Origin of the sequence: Roseateles sp. SL47 (genome assembly GCF_026625885.1) — a bacterium.
In the GTDB taxonomy this organism is placed as follows: Bacteria; Pseudomonadota; Gammaproteobacteria; order Burkholderiales; family Burkholderiaceae_C; genus Roseateles.
The window spans coordinates 3,784,547-3,803,477 of the sequence record NZ_CP113068.1 but is presented as its reverse complement, the minus strand read 5'-3'; the positions used below and the strand labels follow the sequence as shown (position 1 = coordinate 3,803,477).

Below are 18,931 nucleotides of genomic sequence, written 5' to 3'. Positions count from 1 at the left end.
ACGGCGTTTTTGGGTGTTCCTTGTGGAGTGGTCCCCAGGAAGAACCAAAGCGCTGCAAGACAATGACCAAGTACGTCTTCGTCACCGGCGGTGTCGTGTCCTCCCTCGGCAAGGGCATCGCATCCGCCTCTCTCGCGGCGCTTCTCGAGTCCCGCGGCCTCAAAGTCACCCTGATCAAGCTGGATCCCTACATCAACGTGGATCCCGGAACGATGTCGCCGTTCCAGCATGGTGAAGTGTTCGTGACCGACGACGGCGCCGAAACCGACCTGGATCTCGGCCACTACGAACGCTTCATCACCACTCGGATGAAGCGCACCAACAACTTCACCACCGGCCAGATCTATATGTCGGTGCTGGAGAAGGAACGTCGGGGGGACTACCTCGGCAAGACGGTCCAGGTCATTCCCCACATCACCAACGAGATGCAGGAATTCATCCGTCGCGGCGCCGGTCACGGCACGCCGGACGCGGTGGATGTGGCCATCGTTGAGATTGGCGGCACGGTCGGCGACATCGAATCGCTCCCGTTCCTGGAAGCCGCCCGTCAGATGAGCCTCAAGCTGGGCCCCACCAATGTGGCCTTTGTGCATCTGACCTACGTGCCCTGGATCGCCGCTGCCGGCGAACTCAAGACCAAGCCCACCCAGCACACGGTGCAGAAGCTGCGCGAAATCGGCATCCAGCCGGACGCCCTGCTCTGCCGTGCCGACCGCCGCATCCCGGACGACGAGCGCGAAAAGATCTCGCTGTTCACCAACGTCCCGGAATATGGCGTGATCTCCATGTGGGACGTCAACACCATCTACAAGGTGCCGCGCGTCCTGCATGAACAAGGTCTGGACCAGCTCATCTGCACCAAGCTGCAGCTCAACACCAAGTCGACCGACCTGAAGCGTTGGGACACCCTGGTGCAGGAGGTCGAGAATCCCAAGACCGAAGTCACCATCGCCATGTGCGGCAAGTACACCGACCTGTCGGACAGCTACAAGTCGCTCAACGAGGCCCTGCGCCACGCCGGCATCCACAACCATGCCCGCGTGAACATCGAATACGTGGACTCGGAAACGCTGGACGAAGAGCACGTCGACCAGCTGGGCAAGTACGACGCCATTCTGGTGCCCGGCGGCTTCGGCAAGCGGGGTGTGGAAGGCAAGATCCGCGCGGCCCAATATGCCCGCGAGAGCCGCACGCCCTACCTCGGCATCTGCCTGGGCATGCAGGTGGCCACCATTGAATATGCGCGCCATCTGGCCCATCTCGATGGCGCCAACTCCACCGAATTCGAACCGGAAGCCCCGCATCCGGTGATCGCCCTGATCGACGAGTGGCAGGACGCCGACGGCACCATCCAGAAGCGTGACGAGAAGTCCGACCTGGGCGGCACGATGCGACTGGGCGCCCAGAGCTCAGACGTCAAGCCTGGTACCCTGGCCTATGAGATCTATGGCCCGGTCGTGACCGAGCGCCATCGTCACCGCTACGAAGCCAACGAGCACTATCTCGACCGCCTGCAGGACGCCGGCCTGGTGATTTCCGCCATCACCCAGCGCGAGAAACTCACTGAAATCGTGGAGTTGCCGCGCAATGTCCACCCCTGGTACATGGGCGTGCAATTCCACCCGGAATTCAAGTCCACCCCCTGGGGCGGCCATCCGCTGTTCACCGCCTTCATCAAGGCCGCGCTCGAGCACAAGGGCAAAAGCGGCCACGGCGGCAAATCTGCCTGACCTCACCTGACGGAGACCTCCCCCATGCCCGCTTTCATCATTGCCGACGTGACCGTGACCGATGCCGACCAGATGGCGGCCTACCGCGAATGGAGCACCAAGGCCATGAAGGAGCATGGGGCAGAAGTGCTGGTGCGCGGGGGCGAGTTCGAAGTGCTGGAAGGGCCCTGGACGCCCAGCCGCCTGGTGGTGCTGAAGTTCAGCGACCGCGAGGCCGCCAAGCGCTTCTACCAGTCCGACACTTACCAGCATGCCAAGACCCTGCGCGAAAACGCCGGCGTCATGCGCATGATCGTGGTGGACGGCGTCTGACATCGCGGGCTGAGATCCCGGGCTGACATCGGGGGCCTGACGCCCACTCGGCTCCGCCGGGTGTCGATTGTTCAGCGGTGGTAACCGATCGCTGGCACCATGCGCGGCGCATAAGTTTTTTTACTTTGGAGACTGTTTCATGAGCGCGATTGTTGACATCGTCGGACGCGAAATTCTCGACAGCCGGGGCAACCCCACGGTCGAGTGCGACGTGCTGCTGGAATCCGGCGTGATGGGCCGTGCGGCCGTGCCGTCGGGCGCGTCCACCGGCTCCCGTGAAGCCATTGAACTGCGTGACGGCGACAAGAACCGCTACCTGGGCAAGGGCGTGCTCAAGGCGGTGGAACACATCAACACCGAAATCTCCGAAGCGGTGCTGGGTTTGGACGCCTCCGAGCAGGCTTTCCTGGACAAGACGCTGATCGACCTGGACGGCACCGAGAACAAGAGCCGCCTGGGCGCCAATGCCATGCTGGCCGTCTCCATGGCTGTGGCCCGTGCCGCCGCTGAAGAATCCGGCCTGCCGCTGTACCGCTACTTCGGCGGCATGGGCGGTGTGCAACTGCCGGTGCCGATGATGAACGTCATCAACGGCGGCGCTCACGCCAACAACTCCCTGGACCTGCAAGAGCTGATGATCGTCCCGGTGGGCGCTCCCAGCTTCCGCGAAGCCCTGCGTTGGGGTGCCGAAGTCTTCCACGCGCTCAAGAAGATCATCGACAGCAAGGGCATGCCCACGGCCGTCGGCGACGAAGGCGGTTTTGCACCCAATGTGGAAAGCCATGAAGCCGGTCTGCAGCTGATCCTGGAAGCCATCGACAAGGCGGGTTACACCCCCGGCGAGCAGATCGCCCTGGCCCTGGACTGCGCCGCCAGCGAGTTCTACAAGGACGGCAAATACGTGCTGGAAGGCGAAGGCGGCGTGCAGCTGAGCGCCGAGCAGTGGACCGATATGCTGGCCTCCTGGGTCGACAAGTACCCCATCATCTCCATCGAAGACGGCATGGCCGAAGGCGACTGGGACGGCTGGAAGCACCTGACCGAGCGCCTGGGCGACAAGGTCCAACTGGTGGGTGATGACCTGTTCGTCACCAACACCAAGATCCTGAAGGAAGGCATCGACAAGCGAATTGCCAACTCCATCCTGATCAAGATCAACCAGATCGGCACCCTGACCGAAACCTTCGCCGCCATCGAAATGGCCAAGCGCGCCGGTTACACCGCCGTCATCTCGCATCGCTCCGGCGAAACCGAAGATTCCACCATTTCGGACATCGCCGTCGGCCTGAACGCCGGCCAGATCAAGACCGGCTCGCTGTCGCGCTCGGACCGTATGGCCAAGTACAACCAGCTGCTGCGCATCGAGGAAGACCTGGGCGACATCGCCGTCTACCCCGGCCGCGCTGCGTTCTACAACCTGCGCTGATCACTGGCTTCAGAAGGCGCCTCCCTGTGCGGAGGCGCTTTTTTTCGTCCGCCGTCCGCCCGTACGTTGCGCCCGCACCGCACCCCGCCTGCATTTGTGCATGGCCCACCCAAATGCGGTAGCCACACCCTCAAGGCTTGCTGCGCACTCCAGCTAAACTTCGGGCCGTGAAAGCCCTGGCCATCGTCCTCACCGCCTTCCTGGTCGCCATCCAGGCTCAGCTCTGGCTGGGCAAAGGCGGCCTGGCCCGCGGCGTGCAGTTGCGGGCCGACCTGCAGCAGCAACTGGAGGCCAACGACAAGGCCCGCGCCCGCAACGAGCAGTTGCAGGCGGAACTGCTGGACCTGCGGGAAGGCCTGGAAATGGTCGAAGAAAAGGCCCGCATGGAACTGGGCATGGTCAAGCCGGACGAAGTGTTTGTTCCGCTGCGACGCTGAAGGCCATGGTTGATCCTTTGCAAGCGCTGCTCGATCTGGCGCTCTCCCCTGCTTTTACCGCCCTGGGCAGCCCCATCAGCTGGCTGGAACTTGTGGCCTTTGTGCTGGCCCTGTGGATGGTGGTCTGCAACATGCGGGTGCAGGTGCTGGCCTGGCCCCTGGCCCTCACCAGCTCCCTGCTCTACTTCTTGCTATTTTGGAGCGGGAAACTCTATGGAGAGGCCACACTCCAACTGCTGTTTGCTGTGCTGGCCTTGTGGGGCTGGTGGCAGTGGCTGCGCGGGCGCACCGCCGACGGCGGCACCCTGCATGTGCGCACCCTGGGCTGGCGCGGCCGCTGGATGGCGCTGGTGGTGACCTTGGCAGCCTGGCCGCTGCTGGGACTGTTTCTGGAACACCGCACCGATTCACCCCTGCCCTACTGGGATGCGCTCCCCACGGTGGCCAGCATCACCGGCCAATGGCTGCTGGGCCGCAAGTACCAGGAAAACTGGCCGGTGTGGGTGGTGGTCAATCTGATCAGCATCGCCCTGTTCGCCTTCAAGGGCTATTGGCTGACTGTGGTGCTCTATGCCGTGTTTGTGCCGATGTCGGTGGCCGGCTGGCGCGCCTGGCAGCGGCAGCTCAGCACGCCGGTGACGGCCTGAGGGCCGATGGCGCGCCGCCAATGACGCTGCACATCGCGCTGCTGGGTGCAGAAAGCACCGGCAAAAGCCAGTTGGGCCAGGCCCTGCTGGAGCATCTGCGCCTCAACACGCGCCTGCGGCCAGCCCTGGTCAGCGAATACCTGCGCGAATGGTGCGACCGGGAGGGCCGCACCCCTCAAGCGCAGGAGCAGATGGCGATCGCCGTTGAGCAGCATGCACGGGGCCAGGCGGCCGCGCGGGACCATGACATCGTCCTGCACGACACCACCCCGCTGATGACCGCCGTCTACAGCGACCTGCTGTTCCAGGACCGCAGCCTGTATGCCTGGGCCCTGCAGCAACAGGCCGCCATGCAGGCCAATCTGCTGATGGCCCTGGACCTGCCCTGGGCGGCCGACCCTCAACGGGACGGTCCCCATGCCCAGGCCCCCACCGACCAGTTGCTGCGGCGGGCCTTGCGCACCGCCGGCCTGGACTACAGCGTGGTCGGCGGACAAGGGCCGGACCGCCTCGCCCAGGCGCTGAACGCGCTGGGCCCGCTGCTGCGCCCGCGGGTGTCGGCCGGCGACGGACTGTTCAGCCGATTGATGCAACGGGACGACAGCCTGGGCGGTGAATGGCGCTGTGAACACTGCGACGACGCAGCATGCGAACACGCCTCCCGTCTGCAACGCCGCTGACACATCAGCGCAGGCACAATCCGCGCCGCGACGCGCTCGCAAATGTTTGCGGACGCTAAATTTTCGCCTGGAGGCTGTTGATGATCGCTCGTCTTTCCCGCCTGCTGCCGGTGCTACCGGCAGCATTGAGCGCCGCATGGCTGGCCGCCTGCGGTTCGATGTCCACGGTGCCCGCGCCTCAAGGCGTTGTCCAGACCGCCAGCCCGACCACCGCCAGCACGACCACTGCCACCCAGGCCCCGGCCTCGTCGGGCAGCAGCGTGGCGGTGAAGGTGCTGGCCATCAATGACTTCCACGGTAACCTGCTGCCCTCGCCGGGTGGCATCCGGATCAAGGACCCGGCTCACCCTGACGGCATGATCAGCATCCAGGCCGGTGGTGCCGAGCGAATGGCCACGCTGGTGCAACAACTCAAGGCCAAGAACCCCAACCATGTGTTTGTGGCGGCCGGGGATCTGGTGGGTGCCAGCCCGCTGCTGTCGGCCCTGTTCCATGACGAGCCGACCATCCAGTCGCTGGGCCTGATGGGCCTGGACTTGTCGGCCGTCGGCAACCATGAGTTCGACCAGGGTCTGACCGAATTGCTGCGCAAGCAGAACGGCGGCTGCCACCCCAAGGATGGCTGCAAAGGCCCCACCCCGTTCACCGGCGCCCAATACCAATACCTGGCCGCCAGCACGGTGGACACGGCCACCGGCAAGACGGTGCTGCCCGCCTACCGCATCAAGCGCTTTGAAGGCGTGCCGATCGGCTTCATCGGCCTGACGCTGAAGGGCACGCCGGAACTGGTCAGCCCCAGCGGGGTCAAGGGCCTGGAATTCCGCGATGAAGCGGAGACGGTCAATCAACTGGTGCCCGAGCTGGTGAAACAAGGGGTGCAGACGGTGGTGGTGCTGATCCATGAAGGCGGCGCACCCACCGGCGGCTACAACGAATGCCCCGGCATCTCCGGCCCCATCGTGGACATCGTCAAGAAACTCGATCCGCATGTGGGTCTGGTGGTGTCGGGCCATACCCATCGCGCCTACAACTGCCGCATTGATGGCCGGCTGGTGACCAGCGGCGACAAGTACGGCACCCTGGTCAGCGAAATCGACCTCACGCTGGACCGCGCCACGGGCCGCCTGACGGAGGCGCGCGCGGACAACCTGATCGTGCGCCCGGAAACGGCCAAGGACCCTCGCCAGACAGCCCTGATCGAGTCCTACCAGAAGCTGGCCGGCCCGCTGATCGAGCGGCCGGTGGGCCTGCTGGCCCAAACGCTGAGCAAGGAAGGCAACGACAAGGACCGGGGCGGCGGCTCCACCGTCGGCCAGGCCGTGGCCGACTCGATGCTGGCGGCCACGCGCGCCCGGAGGCGGGTGGCGCCCAGATGGCCCTGGCCAACATCGGGGGCGTGCGCACCAGCATCGTCCGCCGTCCGGATGGCGTCGCCACCTTTGGCGACCTGTTCGCCGCCCTGCCCTTCAGCAACATGCTGGTGGTGATGGAGTACACCGGCGCCCAGCTCCAGCAGGCGCTGGAAGAGCAGTGGCAGGCCAACGACACCCGTTTCATGCCCCTGCAGGTGTCCGAAGGCCTGCGGTATGAATGGGACAAGCGCCGCCCGGTGGGCCAGCGCGTGGTGCCGGGCAGCCTGACGCTGAACGGCCAGCCGATCCGGCCGGACCAGCGTGTGCGGGTGGTGATCAACAGCTTCCTGCAGGCTGGCGGCGACGGCTTCGTGACCTTGGCCAAGGGCCGTCTGATTCAGGTGGGCCTGAACGACGTGCAGGCACTGGAAGCCTACTTCAAGAGTCACGGCAACACGCCGGTGACACCCACCGCCCTCAACCGCACGGTGCGGGTGGACGAAGGCGACAACGACGACTGAGCCCCTCCTGAAACAACAACGGCCCCTCGATACGCTCGAGGGGCCGTTGTGCTTTGAGGGGCTCAGCGCAGGCGCCTTACTGAATCTGCCCGCTTCCAGGCGCCTGGTACTGCGGATCGGTGAACAGCTCGCCCACATCGACCGCATCAAACTTGTAGTGGTTGCCGCAGAACTCGCAGCCGATTTCCACCCCGCCCAGCTCGGCCAGCACCTCGTCCACCTCCTGGCGCCCCAGGCCCAGCAGCATGCGGCCCACGCGCTCGCGGGAGCAGGTGCAGGCAAAACGCGGCGTCTGTGGCTCGAAGCGACGCACCGTCTCTTCCCAGAACAGGCGGCGCAGGATGGTGTCGCTGTCCAGCGTGAGCAGTTCGTCCTTGGTGAGCGTGGCGGCCAGCATGCTGATGCGGTTGTAGGCGTCTTCCATCAGCTCGCGTTCCACGCCGGAGCTGGCACCGGCTTCCAGGTTGCCTTCGCCTTCGATGGGCAGGCGCTGGATCAACAGGCCCGCCGCCATCTCGCCATTGGCGGCCAGCACGAGGGTGCTGTCCAGTTGCTCGGACTGGCGCATGTAATGCTGCAACACCTCCGCCAGCTTGTTCAGCGGCTCGCCCTCCGGCCCCACCAGCGACACCATGCCTTGATAAGGCTGCTGGCCCGGCAACCGGTCCTTGGGGTCCAGGGTGATGGCGCAACGGCCCTGCCCATGGGCATTGAGCATCTGCTGCAGGGTGGCCGTGTCCGGCACCTCATCGCGGGTCTTGGCGGTGGCGCGGAAGCTCATGTCCGGCTGCACCTCGGCCACGGCCAGCTTCAGCGGCCCATCTCCCATCACCTGGAAGATCAGCGCACCGCTGAACTTGATGTTGGCCTGCATCAGCACCCCGGCGGCGGCCATTTCACCCACCAGATCACGGACCGCCGGCGGCAAGGGCTCCTTGCGGCGGCTCAGCAGGTCCTTCCAGCTGCTGTCCAGCCGCACCAGCATGCCGCGCACCGGCAGGCCTTCAAACAGGAACTTGTGCAGTTCACTCATGGATGTCCTTCAATCGATTCGAGTCAATATCTCGGGATGACGCTGGCTGTCACTTGCATCGCGTGCATCGCTTGCATCGTGCGCATCGCGTGCATCGTGCCCGCCGCTCGGGCCCACCGCGTTGGCCCCCGCACGCCCCCTGTCGCCCTGCGGCTTGCCGACGATGCAAAACCCGCCATTTTAGGGCTTCACCCATTCACCACTGCCCCCAGGGACAGTAGCCCGGTGCAAGGGCAAGGGCAAGGGCTTCACCGGCCCACGGTGCCACGGTGCCAGGGTGCGAAGACCGCTCCCCACGTGTCTACCGCACGCACACCCGAGCCGGTCGATAATCCCCGGATGAATATTGGTCTTCGCGAAGCCGCCCTCGCGATCCTTCTTGAACAGGACGCCGACACCAAAGCCGCGCGCACCCTGGCCCTTCCCGCCGACCTGCCGGTGGACACCGCCCTGCGCCTGGACGAGCCGCCGGGCATTCCGGGCCGTCCCGCCCGCCCCGTGCTGGTGGCGCACACGGCGCTCACCCGCCCGTCCATGCGAACTCCGCAGGGGCGCGCCGCGCTCATCCACTCGCTGGCCCACATCGAGCTGAATGCCATCGACCTGGCCATCGACATCCTCTGGCGCTTTCCGGACATGCCGGCCTCGTTCTACACGGACTGGCTGCAGGTGGCCAAGGAAGAGGCCTACCACTTCACCCTGTTACGGGACCACCTGCGCTCCTTCGGCTTTGACTATGGAAGCTTCGACGCGCACAACGCCCTGTGGGACATGGCCGAGCGCACCAAGGGCGACCTGCTCGCCCGCATTGCCCTGGTGCCGCGTACGCTGGAAGCGCGGGGCCTGGACGCCTCCCCGGCTGTCAAGGCGAAACTCGTCGGCGCGGGCGACCTGGCAGCTGGCGCCATCCTGGACATCATCCTGCGGGATGAAATCGGGCACGTGTCGCTGGGCAATCGTTGGTATCGCTACGTCTGCGAGCAACGCGACCTGGATCCAATCGCCACTTACGCTGGGCTGGTCGCAGCCTACGATGCACCTCGCCTGCGAGCCCCTTTCAACCTGGAGGCGCGCAAAGCGGCCGGCTTCAGCGAAGAGGAGCTGACGGCTTTGCAGTTGCCCACCCCCTAGCGTGCTCCAGCCGCCCCACACACCAGCGCTCTGTTCACTTTCTGATGACCCGTATCCAAGCCAACCTCCTGCTCACCCTCGTGGCCGTGATCTGGGGCTCCGCCTTTGTCGCACAGTCCCACGCCATGCAGGTGCTGGGGCCGATGATGTTCACCGGTATCCGCTTTCTGATCGGAGCGCTGGTGGTGCTGCCCCTGATCATCCACGAACGTCGCGCGCCCGGCGCCCGGCAGCTCACTCCTGCCGACGGTGGCCGGATTCTCGGGCTGGGGCTGCTGCTGACCATCGGCGCGGCCTTGCAGCAGATCGGCATTCAATACACCACCGTCACCAATGCCGGTTTTCTCACCGCGTTGTATGTGCCCCTGGTGCCGCTGCTGGGCTGGCTGCTGCTGCGCCACTGGCCGCACTGGTCGGTGTGGCCGGGCGCGCTGGCCTGCCTGGTGGGCGCCTTCCTGCTCTCCGGCGCGCATGAGTTGCAGATCGGCCTGGGCGATGCCTGGGTGATTGCGTCCGCGCTGCCGTGGGCGGTGCATGTACTGCTCATCGGGGCCGTGGCCGACCGGATGAATTCGCCCTACACCGTGGCCGGCGGGCAGTTCCTGTTCTGCGGCCTGGTGGGGCTGGCCTGGGGGCTGGGGTTCGAGACCTGGAGCTGGGAAGGCATCCAGGCCGCGCTGGTGCCGCTGCTCTACACCGGCGTGCTGTCGGTCGGCGTCGCCTTCACCGCGCAGGTCGTCGCCCAGCGTTATGCGCATGCGGCGGATGCCGCCATCATCCTGTCGTCCGAAACGCTGTTCACCGCCGCCTTCGGTTATGTGCTGATGGGCGACCGCCTCTCCCCGGCGGGCCTGCTGGGCTGCGGGCTGATCCTGGGGGCGATGCTGCTGATTCAGTTGCTGCCGATGCTGCGGGTGCTGCGGCCCCGGGCGGCCTGAGCCTGAGCCTCAGTCCAGCACAAACGCGGTGCTGCGCTTGACCGTGCGCAGCACCAGCATCGAATTGGCGCGCGCCACGCCCGGCAGTTGCATCAGCACCTGCGTGTGCAGCCGTTCCAGATCTTCGGCGTCGCGGTAGGCGAAGCGCAGCAGATAGTCGTTGCTGCCGGCCACATAAAAGCAGTCCAGGATGTCCGGTGAGTCCTTCACCGCCTGCTCGAATTCCGCCAGGGCCGCCGGTGTCATGCGCTCCACATTGATGATCGTGTAACTCGTGCCCGGCTTGCCGATGGCCTTGGGATTGAGCAAGGCGACCACCCGGTCGATCACCCCCTCCTCCTCCAGCCGCTTCACCCGCCGCAGACAGGCCGATGGGGACAGGTGGACCTGCTGGGCCAGGGCCTGGTTGGAAAGGCGCGCATCCTGCTGCAAGGCGGACAGGATGGCACGGTCAATCGAATCCAATGTGGGGGCAGCGCTCATGCACCGCATTTTCTGCGAATCCACGGAGTGATGACCGCAGGAAATTGCGTACAGCCGGGTTTCCCTGACATCACAACGCTCCCCGATTGCGCGCCGCCTTCTCTAGACTTCGACCATCCCTGAGGACGAATGCCCATGAGTCACCCCAAGCCAACTGATCTGAATGCCTACTGGATGCCCTTCACTGCCAACCGGCAGTTCAAGGAATCTCCCCGCCTGCTGACTGGCGCGGATGGCATGTACTTCACCGACGACAAGGGCCGCCAGGTGCTGGATGGCATCGCCGGGTTGTGGTGTGTGAATGCCGGTCACAACCGCCCCCGCATCGTGAAGGCCATCCAGGAACAAGCGGCCGAACTGGATTTTGCGCCCCCGTTCCAGATGGGCCATCCCAAGGCCTTCGAGCTGGCGTCCCGGCTCACCGACATCACCCCGGAGGGCCTCAACAAGGTCTTCTTCACCAACTCCGGGTCGGAAGCGGTGGAGACGGCGCTCAAGATCGCCCTGGCCTATCACCGTGCCCGGGGCGAAGGCCAGCGCACCCGGCTGATCGGCCGCGAGCGCGGTTACCACGGTGTGAACTTCGGCGGCATGTCGGTGGGCGGCATGGTGGCCAACCGCAAGATGTTTGGCACGCTGCTGGCGGGCGTGGACCATATCCGCCACACCCTGGACATCTCCCGCAATGCCTTCAGTGTCGGCCTGCCGGCCCACGGGGCGGAACTGGCGGACGACCTGGAGCGGCTGGTGGCACTGCATGACGCGTCCACCATTGCCGCCGTCATCGTGGAGCCGATTGCCGGGTCGGCGGGTGTGCTGCTGCCGCCGGAAGGCTATCTGAAGCGGCTGCGCGAGATCTGCGACCGCCACGGCATCCTGTTGATCTTTGATGAGGTCATCACCGGTTTCGGCCGCACCGGCCAGCCGTTTGCGGCCCAGACCTTCGGCGTCACCCCCGACCTGATGACGGTGGCCAAGGGGCTCACCAATGGCTGCGTGCCCATGGGTGCGGTGTTCGCCCGCCAGTCCATCCACGACACCTTCATGCAGGGGCCGGATCATCTGATCGAGTTTTTCCACGGCTACACCTATTCCGCGCACCCGCTGGCCTGCGCCGCCGGGCTGGCCACGCTGGACACCTATGCCGACGACCACCTGCTGACCCGCGCCGCCGACATGCAGAGCCACTTTGCCCAGGCCCTGCATTCACTCAAGGGTGAACCGCATGTGATCGATGTGCGCAATTTCGGGCTGGTCGGTGGCGTGGAGCTGACGCCGCGACCCGGCGAGCCCACCAAACGGGCGTTCAGCGTCTTCCTCGATTGCTGGGAACAGGGCGTGCTGGTGCGCACCACCGGCGACATCATTGCGCTCTCCCCGCCGCTGATCGCCAGCCGGGACCATCTGGACCGCATGGTGGACGCGATTCGCACGGCGATTCGCCGGCTGACTTGATCGGGCCCTGACGCGCCATCAGGCATGATGGCGGTCCCCATGCAAAGTTCCCCCTCTTCGGCCCGCCCGTCGGCGCCACGCGCTGCTTCCGTGCCCCCCGCCCGCGCTGCCCATGCCGTGCCCTGGCTCGCCTACGGCTGCCTGGCTGCCAGCACCAGCCTGATCGGCAGTTATGTGGGTCTCTCCAAGCTGCTGGTGGCGGCTTTTCCGGTGTTCCTGCTGGCCTGGCTGCGGTTTGGCATGGCGGCGGTGATCATGGCGCCGTGGCTGGTGCGCACGCCCGGAGAAGCGCCGCTGTCCCGCCGCACCAAGGGCCTGCTCTTTCTGGAGTCCTTCTTCGGCAACTTCCTGTTTTCGATCTGCCTGCTGTTCGGCGTGCGGCACAGCTCCGCCGTGGTGGCGGGGGTGATCATGGCCGGCATTCCGGCGGCGGTGGCGCTGCTGTCGTTTGTGTTTTTGCGGGAGCGCATCGGGGGCCGGGTGCTGGCCGGCATCGCGCTGGCGGTTTCCGGCATTGCCATGGTGGCCCTGCACAAGCAGGACCACAACACCGCCCAGAGCCAGTGGGGCGCCCTGCTGTTGCTGGGTGCGGTGCTTTGTGAAGGCAGCTATGTGGTGATCGGGAAACAGCTGACGCAGGCCTTGTCCGCCAAACGCATCAGCGCGCTGATCAACCTCTGGGGCCTGGCGCTGGTGACACCGCTGGGCCTGTGGCAGGCGCTGGACTTCGACTTTGGCGCCGTGGATCTCAAGCACTGGGGCCTGCTGCTGTTTTACGCGGTCGCCGCCAGCATGGTGACGGTATGGCTCTGGATGCAGGGCCTGCGGCATGTCAGTGCGCCCAAGGCCGGTGTGTTCATGGTGTTCCTGCCCATTTCCACCGCGCTGATCGGTGTGCTGTTCCTGGGGGAAACGATGTCCGGCCTGCAGGCGCTGGCCTACGGGCTGGCGCTGGGCGGTGTGGTGCTGGCCACCTGGCCGCAGCGTTCGGGTGGGTCAGCGGCCTGATCTTCGCCTTATAGCCGGCCGACAAAAAGCCATACCGCCGGACCGAAGAACGGCGCCCGGATCTGGCCCAAGATCCTGTAGGCTTACTACCAATGTAATACCATTTGGGATTCGACCCTCGTACGGTTCCCTTGTAATGCCTGAGCTCCAACACTCCCTGACCAGCACAAGTTCCCCCGACACCTGGGAGGCCTGGGTTCGCCGCTGGTGCGAGGTGTTGCAGCAGGCCCCCCGGGACAGTCTGGCGGGCAGCGCAATGAATGCTTCTGCGGCCGATGTTGGTACCGGTGCCAACCGGCCACATGCGCTCGTGTTTGCACCGCATCCGGACGACGAATGCATCGTGGGCGCCCTGCCCCTGCGCTTGAAACGCGAAGCGGGTTGGCGGGTCACCAACATCGCGGTCACATTGGGCAGCCGCCAGGGGCGCCGTGCCGAGCGCTGGGCGGAACTCCAGGCCGCCTGCGAAGTGCTGGGCTTTGAGGTGCGCCTGCTGGCGGAACAGGGTCTTGAACAGGTCAAACCGGAAGCCGCCGATGCGGGCACGCCGTTGTGGCAAGCGCAGGTGGCGCTGGTGGCGGCGCTGCTGAAAACCGAGCGCCCCGGCCTGATCCTCGTGCCGCATGCCGGGGACGGCATTCCCACCCACATCGGTGTGCATCGGCTGGTGGCCGAAGCGCTGCACCAGTCCAAGCTCTCCACCGTCGTGGCCTGGACCGAATTCTGGGCCACCCAGCCCGAACCCAATTTGCTGGTGGAAACCGGCATCGCCGACACCGCCTGCCTGGTGCGAGCGCTTTCCTGCCACCACGGGGAAATTGCCCGCAACCCGTATCACCTGCGGCTGCCGGCATGGATGGCCGACAACGTACGCCGTGGTGGCGAGTTGCTGGCAGGGGCTGGCGAAACGCCGCCGGCCTTTGGCTTTGCCACGCTCTACCGCCTCTCGCGGTGGATCGACGGGCAGCCCGCCAACGACCTGCCGGCCACCATGGCCGCCTGTGACGTCCCCCTGCCCTTGCTCCCCTCTTTTTGGTCGCTGCCCTGACATGAGCCAGACACCCCTGCCCACCCCTCACCCGACCCATCTGCGCGTCCACCAGTTTGCCGGCCTCAAGCCCGGCCCTCGCCTGCTGGTGAGCGCCGCCGTACACGGCAACGAAGTGGCCGGCGTGGGCGCCATCCAACGGGTGATGCATCTGCTGGACGACGGCAGCCTGACGCTGCTCAAAGGGACGTTGACGCTGATTCCCATCGTCAACCCGCTGGCCCACCGGCTGCAGCGGCGCGAAGGCGAGCGCAACCTCAACCGCAACCTGCGCCCCTCGCCCATCCCGCATGACTTCGAGGACCGCATTGCCAACCAGCTGTGCCCCTGGCTCGCGGCCAGCGACGTGCTGCTGGACCTGCACAGCTTCAACAACCCGGGCCCGGCCTTTGCGATGCTGGGCCCCCGCAACAACGATGGTGACCTGGAGCCGTTCCGCCACCAGGCCGCCGAAACCGCCCTGGCCTGGGCCGTGGGCACCGGCCGCATTGTGGAAGGCTGGTTGTCCACCTACGCGCTGGGCCTGAAGCGACGGGCCGACAAGGCCAGCGACGGCAGCCGGCGCATGGCCCTGCAGCAGGACCCGCACTATGGCGTCGGCACCACCGAATACATGCGCAGCCAGGGCGGATACGGCATCACGCTGGAGTGTGGCCAGCATGACGACGCGCAGGGGCCGGACGTGGCGTTCAAGGCCATCCTCCGCACGCTGATGCTGTTGGGCATGGTGGCCCCGGGCAGCGCCGGCGTAGCAGCCGCCGACCCGCAACGGCCGGTGGAGGTATTGCAGCTGTATGAGGTGATCGACCGTGAGCATGTCGACGACCAGTTCGAGCGTGCCTGGGCCAGCTTCGACCCCGTGGCCGAGGGCGAACGCATCGGTACCCGCGCCGACGGGACACCCGTGCTGGCGCCGTTCGGCGGACGCATCGTGTTCCCCAACAGCAAGGCCGAACCCGGCAACGAATGGTTCTACCTGGCAAAGCCCAGCGACCGTGTATTGGTTTGAGCCTGCGGCTAGAGTGGAGGGATGACTGACACCCCCCGCTCCGCCGCAGTGCGCATCGATTTTGTTTCCGACGTGGCCTGCCCCTGGTGCGCGGTCGGCCTGAAGTCCCTGGAGACCGCCCTGACGCGGCTGCCGGACGTGAAGGCCGACCTGCACTTCCAGCCGTTTGAACTCAATCCGGACATGCCGCCGGAGGGTGAGGACATTGAAGAGCACCTGAGCCGCAAGTACCGCTCCACGCCCGAGCAGCGCCAGCAGATCCGCCAGCATCTGCGGGACCGTGGCGCTTCGGTGGGCTTCACCTTCACCGAAGGCGCCCGCAGCCGCATCTTCAATACCTTTGATGCGCACCGCCTGCTGCACTGGGCCGGTTTGCAATCGCCGCAGGCACAACGGGACCTGAAACTGGCCCTGCTGACGGCCTACCACACCAGTGGCAAGAACCCGGGCGACCGGAGCGTGCTGCTGGACACGGTCAGCACCATCGGCCTGGACGCCGCCGAAGCTGCCCGTGTGTTTGACAGCGGCGAGTTCGCCGACGATGTGCGCGAGGCGGAAGCCCTGTGGCAGAGCCGCGGCATCAGTTCGGTGCCGGCGGTGGTGCTGAACGAGCGCTACCTGATTTCCGGCGGGCAGCCGCCGGAGGCCTTTGAGCAGGCGCTACGGCAGGTCATGCAGGAAATGGCAGAAGAAGACGCTTCTTGATCAAAGAAGCACCCCATATTGAGCTTGGAGACGCTGCCCACGGTTTCCGTTGGGCACAACTTGCACGCTTCAAGTGCGAAGCTGGAGCGTGACGCCAGGGGGATGGTGAGACAATCCCGAGACGTTTAGCCGGGGCCCACGTTGTCCGCGTGGGCCCTTTTGTTTTTGCGCATCTGAAGTTCCGTCCATGTTCAAGAACCTGATCATTTACCGCATCGCCAATGACTGGCAGCCCAACGCCGAGAAGCTGGAAGACGCGCTGGAGGAGGAACGCTTCGAGCCTTGTGGCGCCACGCAGGCGCTGTCGGCGGGCTGGGTACCGCCGCGCGGCGAACCCGGCGCGCGTCTGCTGGAAGACATCGATGGCCACTGGCTGCTGAACCTGCGGCTGGAGAAGCGCGTGCTGCCGGGCTCGGTGGTGCGCGAGCATGTGGAAGAGCTGGCCGAGAAGATCGAGCAGGAAACCGGCCGCCGCCCCGGCAAGAAGCAGCAGCGCGACATGAAGGAACAAGTGGAGCTGGAACTGCTGCCCCGCGCCTTCACGCTGCAGTCCCACCTGCGGGTGTGGATCTCGCCCAAGCAGCACCTGCTGATGGTGGATGCCGGCTCCATCGGCAAGGCCGACGAGCTGATCACCCTGCTGGTGAAGGCCGACACCTCGCTGAATCTGCACCTGCTGCAAAGCGCCGAATCCCCGGCGGCCTGCATGGCGGCCTGGCTGATGGACGGGGTGCCGCCCAAGGACTTTGTCATCGACCGGGACTGCGAGCTGAAGGCTGCCGACGAGATGAAGGCCGCCGTGCGTTATGCCCGCCACAACCTGGACACCGACGAGGTGAAGGCCCATCTCACCAGCGGCAAGATGCCGACCCGGCTGGCGCTGACCTGGAAAGAACGGGTGTCGTTCACGCTGACCGACACGCTGCAGGTCAAGGGCATCAAGTTCCTGGACGTGGTGTTTGATGGCCGGGACAAACCAGCCAAGGACGAAGCGTTTGATGTGGACGCCGCGCTGGCGACGGGAGAGCTGAGCCAGCTGATTCCGGAGCTTGTGGAGGGTCTGGGCGGCGAGCTGGACTTCATCGGGCAGTCGGCCAAGATTGCGGCGGAGCATGCACCGAAGGCCGCTTCGGGTGAGACGGGCGCTGCCGGGGCCGACGGCGTGCAGGCGCACCGCACGCCGGCCATGGATGCCGACCTGGCGACCGAAGCTGCGCCCTGGGATTGAGCCGCTTATTCGGCCTGGAAGGCCGGATGCTGCCGAGCCAGCTCGGCAGCGGCTTCGCGCGCCAGGGTGGCCTGACGGGCCACTTCGCGCACCGGCAGATGCTTGAACCGATGGTCGGACCACACCTGCCGCCAGCGCCGCGCGCCCGGCAAGCCGTTCCACAGCCCTAGCGCATGGCGCATGGCCTGGGCCCAGGGGCGCCCCTGGGCCACCTGCTGCTCCAGATAGTCCAGCCACAAGGCTTCCACCGCCTGCCGGTCAGCGACCGGCGAGGTGGCCGCGCCAAAGAAGCGCTGGTCCCATCCGGCCATCTGCCAGGGTTCGTGATAGGCCTGACGGCCCACCATCACGCCATCGACATGCGCCAGTTGCTCCGCGATCTGGTCATCCGTCTTGATGCCGCCGTTGATGGCAATGGTCAGGGCCGGAAAGTCCTGCTTCAAGCGGTGCACCAGTTCATAGCGTAGCGGCGGGATGTCGCGGTTCTCTTTGGGGGAGAGCCCCTGCAGCCACGCATTGCGGGCATGCACGATGAACACGTCGCAGCCGGCTTCGGCGATGGTGCCGACGAAGTCACGGACGAAGTCGTAGCTCTCGATCTTGTCGATGCCGATGCGATGCTTGACGGTGACAGGGATGCTCACCGCATCTTTCATGGCTTTGACGCCCTGTGCCACCAGGGCGGGTTCGGCCATCAGGCAGGCACCAAACGCGCCGCGTTGCACCCGCTCGCTGGGGCACCCGCAATTGAGGTTGACCTCGTCATACCCCCACTTCACAGCCAGCTTGGCGCAGGCGGCCAGGTCGGCGGGTTCCGACCCGCCGAGTTGCAGCGCCACGGGATGTTCCTGCTCGCTGAAGTCCAGGTGACGCGGCTGGTCCCCGTGCAGCAAGGCGCCCGTGGTGACCATTTCGGTGTAGAGCAGCGTGTGGCGGGTGAGCAGCCGGTGGAAGTAGCGACAGTGGCGATCGGTCCAATCGAGCATGGGCGCAACGGACAGGCGCCATGGGCTCCAAGCTATTGATTTATCTAAGACTTCTGGCATTTTTTAGAAGGTTTCCGTAGCACGAATTTGCACGGATTTCCCCGAGGTAACACTTTGTGACTGCTACGATAGTGCTACGAAGCGCCCTCGGTCGAAGGGCCGTAGCAATCACAGGTACGAGGGAGGCTCACAGGAGCAATGGCGTCAATTATCCCGCTGAACGGAAAGTGGCGTGCCCAGGTGCGCCGACGGGGCGCCCCGACACAGACGAGGACCTTCGCGACGAAGGCGCTTGCAGAGGCTTGGGCTCGATCGGTGGAGGTTGATCTTGAGGCAGGTCTAGTCGGCCTGGTCGCGCCGACGTCCAAGACGACCATCGGGGACCTGATCAAGCGTTACACAGAGGAAGTCTCCAAGAACAAACCTTTCGGGAAGAACAAGACCTGGGTGCTGAACCGCATGGCCGAACGAAAGAGTGGATTAGGTGCGGTACTCGTCAACGCCCTCACGGTCGAGCGGATCATCCAATACATCACCGAGGACCGTCGGGTCAGGGGTGTGACCGCTTCGATCGACTTGACCTACCTCGGATCGGTTCTGAAGATGGCTCGCGCGGTATGGCGCATTCAGGCACCGCGAGGTGTCGTCGATGACGCCCGTGAAGCGCTAGCCCATATGGGCATGCTGGCTCGCAGCAACGAACGCGACAGGCGCCCTACTCAATCAGAACTGGATGCCCTTCGTGGCTACTTCAGGCTCCACTCAAGGAGCCTGATGAACCGCCCCGGATTTTGAGGAGGCT

General features: G+C 65.5%; 20 protein-coding genes. 17 read left to right on the top strand and 3 right to left on the bottom strand.

Going from position 1 to position 18,931, the window contains the following annotated elements; all coding sequences use genetic code 11:
* Positions 1–62: 62 nt before the first annotated feature.
* The 8 genes from OU995_RS16780 to OU995_RS16745 all read left to right on the top strand — a co-directional run bounded on the left by OU995_RS16780 (position 63) and on the right by OU995_RS16745 (position 7,105).
* Positions 63–1,730 carry a CTP synthase gene (locus OU995_RS16780; RefSeq protein WP_267831149.1) on the top strand — a complete coding sequence of 556 codons (1,668 nt, stop codon included), beginning with the start codon at positions 63–65 and terminating at the stop codon, positions 1,728–1,730.
* A gap of 24 nt (positions 1,731–1,754) precedes the next feature.
* Positions 1,755–2,042 carry a DUF1330 domain-containing protein gene (locus OU995_RS16775; protein WP_267831148.1) on the top strand — a complete coding sequence of 96 codons (288 nt, stop codon included), beginning with the start codon at positions 1,755–1,757 and terminating at the stop codon, positions 2,040–2,042.
* A gap of 139 nt (positions 2,043–2,181) precedes the next feature.
* On the top strand, positions 2,182–3,468 hold the full coding sequence (gene eno, locus OU995_RS16770) for a phosphopyruvate hydratase (protein ID WP_267831147.1): 1,287 nt from the start codon (positions 2,182–2,184) through the stop codon (positions 3,466–3,468).
* Between the two features lie 167 nt (positions 3,469–3,635).
* A complete protein-coding gene (gene ftsB, locus OU995_RS16765; RefSeq protein ID WP_267831146.1) occupies positions 3,636–3,905 on the top strand; it encodes a cell division protein FtsB in 270 nt (89 codons plus the stop codon).
* 5 nt (positions 3,906–3,910) lie between these two features.
* Complete coding sequence (gene pnuC / locus OU995_RS16760) at positions 3,911–4,552, top strand: nicotinamide riboside transporter PnuC (RefSeq protein WP_267831145.1); 642 nt, start codon at positions 3,911–3,913, stop codon at positions 4,550–4,552.
* 20 nt (positions 4,553–4,572) lie between these two features.
* Positions 4,573–5,232 (top strand): ATP-binding protein, encoded by a 660-nt coding sequence (locus OU995_RS16755; RefSeq protein WP_267831144.1) that lies wholly within the window; start codon positions 4,573–4,575, stop codon positions 5,230–5,232.
* An 80-nt stretch (positions 5,233–5,312) separates the two neighbouring features.
* Positions 5,313–6,719 (top strand): metallophosphoesterase, encoded by a 1,407-nt coding sequence (locus OU995_RS16750; RefSeq protein WP_267831143.1) that lies wholly within the window; start codon positions 5,313–5,315, stop codon positions 6,717–6,719.
* On the top strand, positions 6,629–7,105 hold the full coding sequence (locus OU995_RS16745) for a 5'-nucleotidase C-terminal domain-containing protein (protein ID WP_267831142.1): 477 nt from the start codon (positions 6,629–6,631) through the stop codon (positions 7,103–7,105). The genes OU995_RS16750 and OU995_RS16745 overlap by 91 nt, the downstream gene beginning before the upstream one ends.
* Before the next feature lie 76 nt (positions 7,106–7,181).
* On the opposite strand, the gene OU995_RS16740 is transcribed toward OU995_RS16745, so the two are convergent.
* Complete coding sequence (locus tag OU995_RS16740) at positions 7,182–8,138, bottom strand: Hsp33 family molecular chaperone HslO (protein ID WP_267831141.1); 957 nt, start codon at positions 8,136–8,138, stop codon at positions 7,182–7,184.
* A gap of 339 nt (positions 8,139–8,477) precedes the next feature.
* On the opposite strand from OU995_RS16740, the gene OU995_RS16735 reads away from it, so the two are divergent.
* Both OU995_RS16735 and OU995_RS16730 read left to right on the top strand, forming a co-directional pair.
* Entirely contained in the window at positions 8,478–9,269 is a 792-nt protein-coding gene (locus tag OU995_RS16735; protein WP_267831140.1) for a ferritin-like domain-containing protein, read from the top strand.
* A gap of 44 nt (positions 9,270–9,313) precedes the next feature.
* The gene (locus tag OU995_RS16730; protein WP_267831139.1) at positions 9,314–10,207 is read left to right on the top strand and encodes a DMT family transporter; all 894 of its coding nucleotides are present in this window, start codon (positions 9,314–9,316) and stop codon (positions 10,205–10,207) included.
* Positions 10,208–10,216: 9 nt separating this feature from the next.
* Here OU995_RS16730 and OU995_RS16725 read toward each other — a convergent pair whose 3' ends face one another.
* The gene (locus OU995_RS16725) at positions 10,217–10,690 is read right to left on the bottom strand and encodes an Lrp/AsnC family transcriptional regulator (RefSeq protein ID WP_267831138.1); all 474 of its coding nucleotides are present in this window, start codon (positions 10,688–10,690) and stop codon (positions 10,217–10,219) included.
* A 135-nt stretch (positions 10,691–10,825) separates the two neighbouring features.
* On the opposite strand from OU995_RS16725, the gene OU995_RS16720 reads away from it, so the two are divergent.
* From OU995_RS16720 to OU995_RS16695, 6 genes are all read left to right on the top strand, one after another.
* A complete protein-coding gene (locus OU995_RS16720; RefSeq protein WP_267831137.1) occupies positions 10,826–12,145 on the top strand; it encodes an aspartate aminotransferase family protein in 1,320 nt (439 codons plus the stop codon).
* Between the two features lie 39 nt (positions 12,146–12,184).
* Complete coding sequence (locus OU995_RS16715) at positions 12,185–13,153, top strand: DMT family transporter (protein WP_267831136.1); 969 nt, start codon at positions 12,185–12,187, stop codon at positions 13,151–13,153.
* Positions 13,154–13,289: 136 nt separating this feature from the next.
* The gene (locus OU995_RS16710) at positions 13,290–14,201 is read left to right on the top strand and encodes a PIG-L deacetylase family protein (RefSeq protein ID WP_267831135.1); all 912 of its coding nucleotides are present in this window, start codon (positions 13,290–13,292) and stop codon (positions 14,199–14,201) included.
* A 1-nt stretch (position 14,202) separates the two neighbouring features.
* Positions 14,203–15,210, top strand: coding sequence for a succinylglutamate desuccinylase/aspartoacylase family protein (locus tag OU995_RS16705; protein ID WP_267831134.1), 1,008 nt, complete (start codon positions 14,203–14,205; stop codon positions 15,208–15,210).
* Between the two features lie 21 nt (positions 15,211–15,231).
* A complete protein-coding gene (locus OU995_RS16700; RefSeq protein WP_267831133.1) occupies positions 15,232–15,915 on the top strand; it encodes a DsbA family oxidoreductase in 684 nt (227 codons plus the stop codon).
* Positions 15,916–16,102: 187 nt separating this feature from the next.
* On the top strand, positions 16,103–17,143 hold the full coding sequence (locus tag OU995_RS16695) for a recombination-associated protein RdgC (RefSeq protein WP_267831132.1): 1,041 nt from the start codon (positions 16,103–16,105) through the stop codon (positions 17,141–17,143).
* 5 nt (positions 17,144–17,148) lie between these two features.
* On the opposite strand, the gene dusA is transcribed toward OU995_RS16695, so the two are convergent.
* Positions 17,149–18,129, bottom strand: a complete 981-nt coding sequence (dusA, locus tag OU995_RS16690; protein ID WP_420714736.1) for a tRNA dihydrouridine(20/20a) synthase DusA — start codon at positions 18,127–18,129, stop codon at positions 17,149–17,151.
* Positions 18,130–18,327: 198 nt separating this feature from the next.
* Here dusA and OU995_RS16685 point away from each other — a divergent pair, with 198 nt between their 5' ends.
* Positions 18,328–18,924 carry a hypothetical protein gene (locus OU995_RS16685; protein WP_267831130.1) on the top strand — a complete coding sequence of 199 codons (597 nt, stop codon included), beginning with the start codon at positions 18,328–18,330 and terminating at the stop codon, positions 18,922–18,924.
* The last annotated feature ends 7 nt before the right edge of the window (positions 18,925–18,931 follow it).